The organism is Nocardia sp. CS682 (assembly GCF_004634405.1).
Classification (GTDB): domain Bacteria; phylum Actinomycetota; class Actinomycetes; order Mycobacteriales; family Mycobacteriaceae; genus Nocardia; species Nocardia ninae.
In genome coordinates, this window is the sequence record NZ_CP029710.1 from 723,202 (window position 1) to 735,039 (window position 11,838).

Here is an 11,838-nt window from a genome sequence, read left to right on the forward strand (position 1 = left end):
TTCAGCCTTCCAGCAGGCGACGGGCCTGGCGGATGACGGCCAGATCCACCATTCTGCCCGCTTCGTCGAGCACGACCCCGCCCGCCGCGGCGTCGAAGCGGTCCACCAGCGCTCGCGCGCGGTCGAGCTCTTCCGCGGCAGGCGTGAATACCTCGTTGACCACCGGGAGCTGCGCCGGATGGATGCATGCGCGGCCACGAAAGCCCATGCGCGCCAATGCCCGTGTGGATTCGCGTAACTGCTGTGGGTCCCGGAAGTCGGTGCTGACCGGACCCAGCGGCGCCGCGATACCCGCTGCCGCACTGGCCAAGACCACCTGAGTGCGCACCGCCAGCAGCTCGCGGTCGTCGGCGCTCGGCTCGATACCGAGCTCCGCCCGCAGGTCTGCCTCGCCGAGCTGGAGTCGCGCCACCCGTGGGCCGGCGGCGATCGCACGGGCGTCGAGCACGGCCGCCGCACTCTCCAGCAGCGGGCAGATTCGGATCGCACCCGGCCGCGGTTCGTACTTCCCCAGCACCTCGGCCGCGGCCCGGACCTGCTCCGCCGACTCGGTTTTCGCCAGGCAGACCGCCGACACCGCGGGCAGTGCTACTGCCGCCAGATCATCGTGCCCGGCAACTCCAGAATTGACACGGACCCAGAGCTGTCGCCCGGCAAGGGCGACCTCACGCAACCAGCCGGAGACCGCCGCGCGCGCCGAGTCCTTGTCGGCCAGCGGCACAGCGTCTTCCAGGTCGAGCAGGATCACGTCCGCCGGGCCCGCCAGCGCCTTGTCGAACAGTTCGGGCCGGTTGCCGGGCACGTACAGCGCGGATCGCACCCGCGCGGCTCGGGTAGGCCGAACACCAGGACCACGGCCGGAGTCGAGCACCGAATCACAGTAACCAGCCGCCACACATCAGGTCAACGATTCGAAACATAGTTTCCCACAAGGAAACACAAACGGAGCGGCACCAGCGTCTTCCTGCATTGTTTCAAGCCCACCCAAAGCCATTCCACCGCTTGACAGTCATCCCGATCTAGGTGCTAATGAACACCAACGGCTAAGAAACGCCATTCCATCAAGGGAAACACCCTGGGCATCGCCGTTGGAGTCGCCATGAATTTTCGAGGTCCGGCACTCGCCGCCGCTGCCGCCATCGTCGCCTGTCTCACCGCCGCCGCACCGGCCACCGCCGCCGACCTGTCCAGGCTGCCCGGTGTCGTCGATATTCCCTGCGCCGCAACCACATTGCATCAGGGCGTCGACTGGTATCTGCCGACCGGCGTCCCGAAGGGCATGGTCTGGATCCAGCACGGCTTCGCCCGCACGCACAGCAATGTCGCGCAGTTGGCCACCACCTTCGCCGCGGGCGGCTACCTCGTCTTCGCACCCGCACTGCCCTTCATCGATCTGGCCGGATGCACACTGCAGAATCTCGGGGACAACACCCGCTTCCTCGACAGTGTCGCGCGCCTGTTCGGCACCGCGGCAGACCCGGAGGGCGCACTGTCGCGAAGCCTCGCGGCTGCGGCTGCCGACGCGGGCCGGCTCCCCCCGCCACTGCCGCGCGACTTCGTCTTCGTCGGGCACTCCGCGGGCGCGGAAGCGGTCGAGTTCGTCGCGCACCGTCTGCACGTCGCCTACCCGGACACTTGGCACCGGCTGCGCGGGTTGGTACTGCTGGACCCGGTGAAGTCCTTCCTCGGCGACAACACCGACCGAGCGCTGGCCGACCTCGACCCCACCGATCTGCCGATCCTCACCATCGCCGCGCAACCGTCGCTGTGCAACAACCTCGGCAGCGGCACCGACGCCGTACAGCACCGCCTGAACCGCCCGTTCCTCGGCATCCGGCTCGGTAACGGCCTGCACACCGACGCCGAGGGCACCAGCTCGGATTCGATGGGCAACCTCCTGTGCGGCACCCCGGACGTGGCGAACACGTCGGTGCTGCAAGTGCTCGCCCGCGGCTGGTCCGACGACTTCATCGCGGGCACCAAAACGGCCGATTACTACCCCGCGACCACCGCCGAAGCCGTCACCGCCGCACCCGCCGTCGCCGCGGCACCGGCCGCGACGATCCTGCCCGCCAACTGAGCGCCGCACCGCAGACCCATCCGACCAGGACTGTTTGCTTCGGGGACAGCTGGGCATAGCCGCTCGCGAGAGACCTTTGTGCCCGCTCGCCCCAGGAGGTGCGTCGAATGCCCGGATCCAGCCGTCGTCCGAAGTCGAAAACGCCGCCAGTCGTGCCCGGAGCTCCGGCCGTCACCGCCCCCACGGTGGCCGAGCCGACGCAGCCGCACGAACCGCTGCCGCCCAAACCGGACCAGGCGGCCCCCAGGCCGAGTACCCCGACCGGGGCGCCCGTGGCGGCACCCGTCGAGGCGATGGCGCAGCAGGGCGCCTACCTGACGACCGCGCAGGGCGCACGCTTGACCGATACCGACCACTCGCTGAAGGCGGGTCCGCGCGGGCCGGTGCTGCTGCAAGACCACCACCTCCGCGAGAAGATCACCCACTTCGATCACGAGCGCATCCCCGAGCGCGTCGTGCATGCCCGCGGCGCGGCCGCGCACGGGGTGTTCGCGGCCAACGGCGCGGCGGAGAAGATCTGCTGCGCGTCGCTGTTCGAGAAGGGTAAGGAGACGCCGGTTTTCGTGCGCTTCTCCACCGTGCTCGGTTCGCGCGGTTCGGCCGACACGGTGCGCGACACCCGCGGCTTCGCCACCAAGTTCTACACCGATGAGGGCGTGTTCGACCTGGTCGGCAACAACATCCCGGTGTTCTTCATCCAGGACGGCATCAAATTCCCCGACATCATCCACGCGGGAAAGCCGCACCCGGATCGGGAGATCCCCCAGGCCCAGAGCGCGCACGACACCTTCTGGGATTTCGTCACGCTGCACACCGAGGCCACCGCGCACACCCTGTGGAACATGTCCGACCGTGGCATCCCGCGCTCCTATCGGATGATGGAGGGCTTCGGGGTGCACACCTTCCGGCTGATCAACGCGCGCGGCAAGACCGTCCTGGTGAAGTTCCACTGGAAGCCGAAACTCGGTGTGCACTCGCTGCTTTGGGAAGAGGCGCAGATCGCCGCGGGCGTCGACCCGGACATGCACCGTCGCGATCTGGCCGATGCCATCGAAGCCGGCGCCTTCCCGCAGTGGGACCTCGGCGTGCAGGTGTTCCCCGACACCGAGGACCAGACCTTCGAAGGCATCGATCTGCTCGACCCAACCAAGCTCGTTCCGGAAGAGCTGGCGCCCGTGCAGGTCATCGGCACGATGACGCTCAACGCCAACCCGACGAACTACTTCGCGCAGACCGAGCAGGTGGCCTTCCACCCCGGCCATCTGGTGCGCGGCATCGACCACACCGACGATCCGCTGTTGCAGGGCCGCCTGTTCTCCTACCTCGATACCCAGATCTCGCGCCTCGGCGGACCCAACTTCGCGCAGCTGCCGATCAACCGGCCGCACGTCGGGACCAACGACATGTTCCGCGACGGAATGCACCAGACCGCAGTGCACTCCGGCGTCGCGCCCTACCGTCCGAACAGCCTCGACGGCGGTTGCCCCTTCCTGGCCGGGAACAAAGACGCCGCGCTGATCGAGTACCCGGAGGCGGTCGCGGGCAAGAAAGTGCGCGAGGCGCCGAAGAGTTTCGATGACCACTTCAGCTCGGCCCGGCTGTTCTACGCCAGCCTCTCGCCGGTCGAGCAGGCACACGTCGCCAAGGCGTACACCTTCGAGCTGGGCAAGTGCTACGAGAAAGCGATCAAACAGCGCGCCGTGACGGTGCTGCGGCAGATCGATGAGCAACTCGCCCAAACCGTCGCCGCGGGTCTCGGCTTGCCGCTTCCGGCGGGCAAGGCAGCCAAGAAGGTCAAGGTGGCGGTGTCGCCCGCACTCTCCCAACTCGGCGGCAAGTGGCCCACCGACGGCCGGATCATCGGTATCTTCGCCGACGAGTCGACCGACCTGAAGGACCTGGCCGCCACCGTCGCCACCATCTCGGGGCAGTCGATGACCCCGCTGGTGATCGCGCCGCACGGCGGCGAACTCGAAAGGGGCGGAACGCAAGTGACGGTGTCGCGCACCCTCGACACCGTCCGCTCCATCGAGCTCGACGCACTCGTCATCGCGAGCACCGCGGACGACGTACGACTCACCCTGCTCCTCCAGGAGGCGCATCGCCACCTCAAGGGGATCGCCTACACCCCCGACGGGGCGGATGCCCTTCGCGCCGCCGGTATCCCGGACAGCTCGGCCGGCGTCGCGGCCACCAAGACCGTCGCCGCGGCCTTCGATGCGATCGCCGCGCTGCTGCCGGAACACCGCGTGTGGGCAAGGGGTGCTGAGTACGGCAAGTAACCCGAAAGGTGTGCCGCCGGAACGCATCGCGAGCTGGACTGCACTCCGGCCGTGCGAGGCACCGGCACGATTTCCATGGCTCGAAGGCACCGGCACACGCCGGTGCCTTCGACCGTGTCAGTAAGAAAACACCGTCGGTTAAACTTTGCCCGCCAAGGCTTGTGGGGATCCAACGTGTCCTTGATCTTGCCGATCAAACCCGCCTGGGTGCCCATCTCGGTCGAGCGCGGCATGGTCACCGTCATCTCACCGAAGGCACCGCCGATGAGCTCCTGTAGTTTCCGCGCGTACACCGGGTCCGGCTTCTCCGGTTCGACGTCGAATTGCAAATGGTCGGTATGACGATACATGTCGGGCCTCCGGCCGCCGACGTAATCCCCTTCCCGACGCATCTACCGCTGAACCCATTGCGTAAACACGATTTTCGCGTCGAGCCGCATCGACGTCGCCGAGCTCATCGACCGCGCCTTCGACACCGGCGCGATGACCGGCCGGTGAAGGTCCTGCTGTGCGGGCTCGCCGATCACCGAGCCCGCACAGTGGGACCTAACCTTCGGCCAGCTGTTGGGCTTTGGCGTAGGCGAGGTGCAGGAAGTCGGCGCCGGCCAGCGCCGCCATGCCGTCGGCCACCAGGCGGGTTGCCCGGGGCGCGAAGACGTGGCCGATGGTGAGGGCGGTGACCGCCCAGACGTCGAAACAGAATGGGCAGCTCAGTAATTCGCCGAAGCTGTGCTGCAGGCCCGCGTCGCTCTTCGGCTGCTCCATTACTTCGCCGGGGCCGCCGGTGTCGGTCTCCTCGGTGAACGGGGCCCGCACGGGTCTGGTGACGGCGGCTTTGGTCACCGTGCGGGAAAGTTTGTGTGCGGCAGCGGCGGTGGTGATCAGGTCCCGCGCGGTCATGGCGCGCGGGAGTTGCCGATCGGTCACCCTGCCCAACAGTGCGACTGCGGCGACGATGATCGCGTAGAGCGTCATCGTCGCCGTGTAACCGCCCAGGCGGCGCTGATTCTCGGTCATGGGCGGAAGACCGCCCGGATGCAGCCTTCCCGTTTGTTCTTGAAGATGTCGTAGCCGCGCACCGCGTCCTCCAGTGGCATGTCGTGGGTGATCAGATAGGACGGATCGAGGTCGCCCCGCTGGATGTAGTCGAACATCCGTGGCACGTAGCGCTGACCGTGCTGCTGCGAGGACCGGATCGTCAGACCCTTGTTGGTGACCACACCCATCGGGAACTTGTCGGTCACGCCGTAGACGCCGAGCACCGACACGATACCGCCCTTGCGGCAGGCGATGATCGCCTCGCGTAACGGGGTCGCGCGGTCGGTTTCCAGCCGTAGCAATTGCTTTGCGCGGTCGTAGATCTGCTGTAATCCAGTGCCGTGCGCTTCCATCCCGACGGCCTCGATGCAGGCGTCCGGGCCGCGGCCGCCGGTCATTTCCCGGATCGCCTCCGGCACACTGTCCACCGCGGTGTAGTCGATGGTCTCGGCACCGAACTGCTTGCGCGCCAACGCCAGTCGCTCCGGGTACCGATCGACGACGATGACCTGGCCCGCGCCGAGCAGGCGGGCGGTGTGCCCGGCCATGAGGCCGACACCACCGCTACCCCACACGGCGACCGTGTCGCCGGGTGCGATGTCACAGAAGTCCGCACCCATCAGTCCGGTCGGCACGGCGTCGGAGAGGAACAGGGCCTGCTCGTCGGTGATGCCTTCGGGGATGGTGAAACAGTTGACGTCGCCGAACGGCACACGCACGTACTGCGCGTGGGACCCCTGGTAACCGCCGAACGGGTGGGTGTAACCGTAGATTCCGCCGGTCGGATACCCGAGGATCGGCTGCTGCAATTCGGCGTTCGGGTTCGTGGTGTCGCACGACGACCACAGTTCGTGCTCGCAGAACCAGCACGACCCGCAGCCGATGAACGACGGAACCACCACGCGGTCACCGACTTTGCGCGCGGTGACCTCGCCGCCCACCTCGACGATCTCGCCCATGAACTCGTGCCCGAACACGTCGCCTTCGCGCATGCCGGGCAGATAGCCGTCGATGAAATGCAGGTCCGAACCACAGGTGGTGGTCAGCCCGACCCGCACGATGACGTCGTGTGGATTGAGTAAGGACGGATCGTCGACGGTTTCGACCGCCAGTTCGTTCACGCCGTTCCAACAGAGTGCACGCATTGTCGTCTCCCAGGTCAGTGCGCGGCCGCACGCGCGCTCGGATTGTGGGCAAGGGTGGGCAGCTCACCGGTCTGCATCAGTGCACGGGCCCGGTAGAGCGCCTTGAATGTTGCTGCGCCGGTGAGTAAGTCGGGTACCGGCGACTTCACCCGCAGGGTCACCTCCGTGCCGAGATTGCGCGGCGCGTCCCGGAACGTCACTCGGATCTCCGCCGCCTCGGACGGGTCGCCGTTCCCGGTGGCACGCACGAAACGCAGGCCGTTCTCCTCCGTCTCCAGCCTGGTATCCCAGGTGACCGGCTCCTCGTCCGGGCGGTGCAGGATCCATTCGTAGCTCGTCGGCCCCGTCGCACGGACCTCGGCGAGGTCACCGAGGACCCGCGACAACTTGTCGGGATCGCGCCAGAACTGTTCGACCTCGGCCCGCGGGCGGCCGATGGTGACCGTCTGCGTGCCGCCACCGCCACCGCCACCGCCGCTGCCGGAGTCGATGACCTTGCCCACCAGATCCGTCAACTGTTCCTTGGCTTTATCGATGTAACTCATCTGGACTCCTTCGAGACCTTCGGTGAATCAGGTTCGGCTGCTTGATATTCGCCGCGGCGCAGCGGCGGCCGGTGTTCGACGGCACCGGCCACCGTGGTGAGGGAGCGACCGGCGCCACGACATCCGGCCGTCAGTGGCGACGGTGCGCGTCGTCGAACGCCTACCCGGCGGCCGAGACCGCAAACCACATCGGGCTATTCACGCGGCGTGTCCGCGTCGGGTGCGAAATCCGGGCCCTGGTGCTGGGGATTCGCCCGGCTCCGGGGCTGGTCGACGCGCAGTGGTGACGTCGCATACCTGAGTCCTGAGCGGGCACCCGAGCCGCAAGAAGCTCGTCGATCAAGGAGAAGAACAATGAGATCTCTACACCGCGCGCTCCGAACCACCGCCGTGGCCGCAGTCCTCGGATTCGGCGCGGCGACAGTAGGATTCGGCACCGTCGGGGTCGGCTCCGCGCAACCCGCCGACCCGGTGGCGCTGTCCGACCAGGACAGCACCTACCTGGTGGCTTCGCATCAGTCGCACATGTCGGAGATGATCTCCGGCAGCCGCGCCGCGCTGGCGGGCGAGTGTCCGGCGGTGCGCGCGATCGGCGCCATGCTGGTCGTCGACCACACCCGGCTCGACGCCATGGGCGCCGCGGTCGCGCTACCCAACGGCGTGGCACTGCCCTTGACGCCGAACGCCGAACAATCCCAGCAGATGTGGGATACCGGGATGCGGATCGGACGCGACTTCGACCTGTCCTGGCTGCGCATGCAGGAGCGCTTCCATGTCCAGGCGTTGCAGGCCGGAGCTCGTCAGCTGGAGCTGGGCACCGACGAGCGAGTCACCAGGCTGGCTCGCGACGCCGCGCCGACCGTTCAACATCACCTCACGATGGTCCGCGACGCGATGACCACCTGCTGATCCCGGCCACCGCGGCGGGATCGACGAAGCTTCCGCCGCCGCCGCGAAGGGCCGCACGGATCACTGAAACGTCGCTGAACCGCTGGGCGACCACCCCGAGCCTGCAAGCACTAGCGGTATGCCCAGCGCCGGAGCCACAAACCACTCCTGACCGGCGGTTCGCCGGGCGTCACGGCAGATATGTGACGAGGCCGATGTCGCCGACGCGCGAAGTTGCGCGTCGAATGCTGGATCAGGGGTATCTGGGGATCATGACTACCTCTCACCACACCGAGGTCGGCGCCTTGCCCGCGCCACGCGGTGAGCTGTCCGCCGGGATCATCGATGTGCTCTCGGGCGCTCCCGGCAGTGCTGTCCCGACGTTGCCCGAGGTCGACCCGTACGGCGAGGACTTCCAGCTCGCCCTGCATACCTGCTACGAACTGCATTACTACGGTTACCAGGCGGTCGACGACGGCTGGGAGTGGGATCCGGGGCTGCTCGCCCTGCGCGCGACCATGGAGCAGCACTATCTGCGCGCGTTGCGGGCGGACGTGCCCGGCGGGACCGATCTGGACGCCGAACTCGAGCAGCTGCTGGTGACTCCGGTCGAGGAGACGGGGGTCAGCGCGTTTCTGCGGGACGAGGGTGCGCCGTGGCAGTTGCGCGAGTACTTCGTGCACCGCTCGATCTACCACCACAAGGAAGCCGATCCGTACGCGTGGGTGATTCCCCGGCTGCGTGGACAGGCCAAAGCGTCGCTGGTCGCGGTCGAGTTCGACGAGTTCGGCGGCGGGCGCGGCGAACGCGTGCACGCCAAGCTCTACGCCGACCTGCTGGCCGGTGCCGGATTGAATCCGGACTACCTGCATTACCTCGACATCGTGCCCGCGCCGATGCTCGCGCTGGTCGACATGATGTCGCTGTTCGGCCTGCATCGGGCCCTGCGCGGCGCGCTCGTGGGGCATTTCGCGACCGTGGAGATCACCTCCCCGCCCGGCTCGCGCCGGATGGCGGAGGCGCTGGGGCGGTGGGATTCCGATCCGGCCTGTGCGCTGTTCTACAACGAACACGTCGAGGCCGACGCGGTACACGAGCAGGTGCTGCGCGAAGCGATCACCGATCTGCTGGATCGCGAGCCCGAGTTGCGCGAGTCCGTGGTGCTGGGGATCCAGGTGACCAACATGCTCGAAGACCGGTTCGCCGACCATGTGCTCGGGTGCTGGCGCGCGGACCGTACTTCGCTGCGCGAACCCCTAGGTGATCATGATTGATCTCGACGCGGACGGGCATTGCCCGAAGGTGATGTTGATACGCACCCCTGGTGTTTACCGACCGCAGACAGACACATGGTTGCTGGCCGCCGCGCTGGCCGATGCCGCACTCCCCCGTGGCGGGCGCGTGGTCGATATCTGTAGCGGAACCGGCGCGCTGGCCGTGCACGCCGGCTTGGCGGGTGCCGCCACGGTGACCGCGGTCGACATCTCCCGTAGGGCGAGCATGTCCACCTGGCTCAACTGCCGGCTGCGCGGCATCGACGTCGAGGTGTTGCGCGGGGATTTCGAAGCGATGCTGCGGGACCGCCAATTCGATGTGCTGCTCGCCAATCCCCCGTATGTTCCTGCCCGGCAGGGACCGCCGCCGCGTGGCCGGGCGCGGGCCTGGTTTGCCGGGCAGGACGGCCGGTCGTTCCTGGACCGGCTCTGCGCGGCGACCCCGAATCTGCTGGCCCCCAACGGTACTGCGTTGATCGTGCACTCCATGGTCGCCGACCCGGATCTGACCATCACGCAACTGCGGCGCGGCGGGTTGAAAGCCGCGGCGGTCGCGCGCACGACGATCCCGTTCGGACCCGTGATGCGGCAATGCAGCGATCACCTCGTCGACGAAGGATTGATCCAACCGGGGCAGCAGGACGAGGAATTGGTGGTGATCCGTGCCGACAGGACCCGAAAGTGACCGGCGGCGAATAACTTTCACCGAGGACGGTCCGGCGTTGATCGAAGGGCCGGTGGAGATCGTCACCGCCGACGGCACTCGAATCGACTGCGATCGCTTCCAGGTGGCGCTGTGTCTGTGCAAGCGGTCGAAGAACTATCCGCTGTGCGATACCAGTCATCGCAAGCGCACTCGTCGCGCGAGTTGAGCCATTCGCTCGGAGTCTCTGCCCGCCCTCCGACGGCAGGGTAGAACGCGGTTTTGCCAACTGCCCCCACCGAATTCGGCGCCGTGGCCTAGGCCCCTGTATCGAAATCCGGCACCCGGAGGCGCCGGATGGGACTTCGACACAGGGCCTAGCTGTCCTGACCTTGTAGCACCAGATCGCCCCGGCGGGCACGGGCCGCGTTGACAGCGGCGAGCAGTACGCCGACGCCGACCAGGATCAGACCGCGTACCCAGACCTCGCCCTCGATCCGGGTGAACAGGAACAGGCACGAGGCCAGTGCCAGCCACGGTATGACGGTCGGGATCCGGAAATGATCCGCCTCGCCCTCAGTGTTCCGTAGCACCAGCACCGCCGCGTTGACCGAGGAGAAGACGATCAGGAGCAGCAGCACCAATGTCGCTGCCAGCGAATCGACTTCACCGGTCAATGCGAGGACCAGCGACACGGCGGTCGTCGCCAGAATCGCGACCCATGGGGTGCGGCGGCCTGCCAAGATCCGGCTCAGCACCGGCGGCAGCAACCCGTCACGCGCCATGCCGTAGGCCAACCGGGACGACATGATGCCGGTGAGCAGCGCACCGTTGGCGACCGCGACCAGCGCGATCAGGCTGAACACCCAGTCCGGTATGTCACCCGCCGCGCGGACGACCTCCAGCAGCGGTCCGCTGGACTGCGTCAGTTGCTCCGTCGGCACACTCGCGCCGGCCACGATGCCGATCAATACGTACACCACGCCCGCGGTGAGCAGCGCCGCGAATAGTGCTGCGGGATAAGACTTTCGCGGGTTCTTCACCTCCTCGGCCAGATTCACCGACGTCTCGAATCCGACGAACGAGTAGAACGCCAGCACCGTGCCGGCCAGTACCGCACCGACCGCACCGTGGTCAGCGGTGCCGACCTGGGTGAGCCGATCCAGGTCGGCGTCGCCACGCGCGATGATCCAGGCACCGAGGCCGATGACCAGTACCAGACCGCCGAGCTCGACCAGCGTCGCCGCCACGTTGGCGCGCAACGACTCCTTGATCCCGCGAATATTGAGTGCGGCCAGCGCGGCCAGGAACACCACCACGACCGCCATCGACGGCAGCGAGATCAGCGCTTGCAGATAGTCCCCCGCGAACGCCCTGGCCAGCGCGCCCACCGAGACCAGCCCGGCGGCGAGCATGCAGAATCCGACGAACGATCCGGCGGCGGGCCCGAAAGCGGTGGTCACGTAGTGCGCCGAACCGCCCGCGCGCGGAAACTTGGTGACCAGCTCGGCGTAGGAACCGGCGGTGAGGGTGGCGAGCAGGAGCGCGGTGAGCAACGGCAGCCAGATCGCACCGCCCGATTCGCCGGCCACCGCACCGACCAGCACGTAGACGCCGGCCCCGAGAATGTCGCCGAGAATGAAGAAATACAGCAGCGGTGTGCTCACCGCCCGTTTCAGTGCGAGGGCCATCTTCGTCCAATACCCAGATGATCTCGGTTGACGCGCGGGCCGTGCGCGGATCCGGTGTGTGGCCCGCCCGGCTGGAACTCGCGTTCCGGCCGGGCGGGCCACTTCCCCGTTCACCCAGGGACGCCGCCACGTCCGCATGGGCACGTCCACCCTAACCGCTACGGGCGCCCGCGGTGCGCACGCCACTCGGATACCACCGAGGTTCCCGTCGGATCCCGCACTCTCTCGGATCCCGCACTCTCCCGGGACCCG

At 67.5% G+C, this 11,838-nt stretch carries 11 protein-coding genes and 1 pseudogene; 6 read left to right on the forward strand and 6 right to left on the reverse strand.

Annotated features, from left to right (window positions below; all coding sequences use genetic code 11):
* Position 1 precedes the first annotated feature (1 nt).
* A complete protein-coding gene (locus DMB37_RS03095) occupies positions 2 to 871 on the reverse strand; it encodes a CoA ester lyase (protein ID WP_240772220.1) in 870 nt (289 codons plus the stop codon).
* A 228-nt stretch (positions 872 to 1,099) separates the two neighbouring features.
* On the opposite strand from DMB37_RS03095, the gene DMB37_RS03100 reads away from it, so the two are divergent.
* Complete coding sequence (locus DMB37_RS03100) at positions 1,100 to 2,080, forward strand: alpha/beta hydrolase (RefSeq protein ID WP_135231362.1); 981 nt, start codon at positions 1,100 to 1,102, stop codon at positions 2,078 to 2,080.
* Positions 2,081 to 2,187: 107 nt separating this feature from the next.
* Positions 2,188 to 4,362, forward strand: coding sequence for a catalase (locus DMB37_RS03105; RefSeq protein ID WP_135231363.1), 2,175 nt, complete (start codon positions 2,188 to 2,190; stop codon positions 4,360 to 4,362).
* A 170-nt stretch (positions 4,363 to 4,532) separates the two neighbouring features.
* On the opposite strand, the pseudogene DMB37_RS03110 reads toward DMB37_RS03105, so the two are convergent.
* The 4 genes and pseudogenes from DMB37_RS03110 to DMB37_RS03125 form a co-directional block, all read right to left on the reverse strand.
* A pseudogene (locus DMB37_RS03110) lies at positions 4,533 to 4,712 on the reverse strand (manganese catalase family protein); the annotation flags it as partial.
* Positions 4,713 to 4,908: 196 nt separating this feature from the next.
* Positions 4,909 to 5,379, reverse strand: coding sequence for a DUF1360 domain-containing protein (locus DMB37_RS03115; protein ID WP_135231364.1), 471 nt, complete (start codon positions 5,377 to 5,379; stop codon positions 4,909 to 4,911).
* Complete coding sequence (locus DMB37_RS03120; protein ID WP_135231365.1) at positions 5,376 to 6,545, reverse strand: zinc-dependent alcohol dehydrogenase; 1,170 nt, start codon at positions 6,543 to 6,545, stop codon at positions 5,376 to 5,378. Before DMB37_RS03120 ends, DMB37_RS03115 begins: the two co-directional genes overlap by 4 nt.
* A 14-nt stretch (positions 6,546 to 6,559) precedes the next feature.
* Positions 6,560 to 7,090, reverse strand: coding sequence for a hypothetical protein (locus tag DMB37_RS03125; RefSeq protein WP_135231366.1), 531 nt, complete (start codon positions 7,088 to 7,090; stop codon positions 6,560 to 6,562).
* A 354-nt stretch (positions 7,091 to 7,444) separates the two neighbouring features.
* On the opposite strand from DMB37_RS03125, the gene DMB37_RS03130 reads away from it, so the two are divergent.
* The 4 genes from DMB37_RS03130 (at position 7,445) to DMB37_RS03145 (ending at position 10,124) form a co-directional block, all read left to right on the forward strand.
* Positions 7,445 to 7,999, forward strand: a complete 555-nt coding sequence (locus tag DMB37_RS03130; RefSeq protein ID WP_135231367.1) for a DUF4142 domain-containing protein — start codon at positions 7,445 to 7,447, stop codon at positions 7,997 to 7,999.
* A 251-nt stretch (positions 8,000 to 8,250) separates the two neighbouring features.
* Positions 8,251 to 9,252, forward strand: coding sequence for an iron-containing redox enzyme family protein (locus DMB37_RS03135; RefSeq protein ID WP_135231368.1), 1,002 nt, complete (start codon positions 8,251 to 8,253; stop codon positions 9,250 to 9,252).
* Positions 9,245 to 9,937, forward strand: coding sequence for a HemK2/MTQ2 family protein methyltransferase (locus DMB37_RS03140; protein ID WP_240772221.1), 693 nt, complete (start codon positions 9,245 to 9,247; stop codon positions 9,935 to 9,937). The genes DMB37_RS03135 and DMB37_RS03140 overlap by 8 nt, the downstream gene beginning before the upstream one ends.
* Positions 9,915 to 10,124 (forward strand): CDGSH iron-sulfur domain-containing protein, encoded by a 210-nt coding sequence (locus DMB37_RS03145; RefSeq protein WP_135231369.1) that lies wholly within the window; start codon positions 9,915 to 9,917, stop codon positions 10,122 to 10,124. The genes DMB37_RS03140 and DMB37_RS03145 overlap by 23 nt, the downstream gene beginning before the upstream one ends.
* A gap of 148 nt (positions 10,125 to 10,272) precedes the next feature.
* Here DMB37_RS03145 and DMB37_RS03150 read toward each other — a convergent pair whose 3' ends face one another.
* Complete coding sequence (locus DMB37_RS03150) at positions 10,273 to 11,586, reverse strand: APC family permease (RefSeq protein ID WP_135231370.1); 1,314 nt, start codon at positions 11,584 to 11,586, stop codon at positions 10,273 to 10,275.
* Between the last annotated feature and the right edge of the window lie 252 nt (positions 11,587 to 11,838).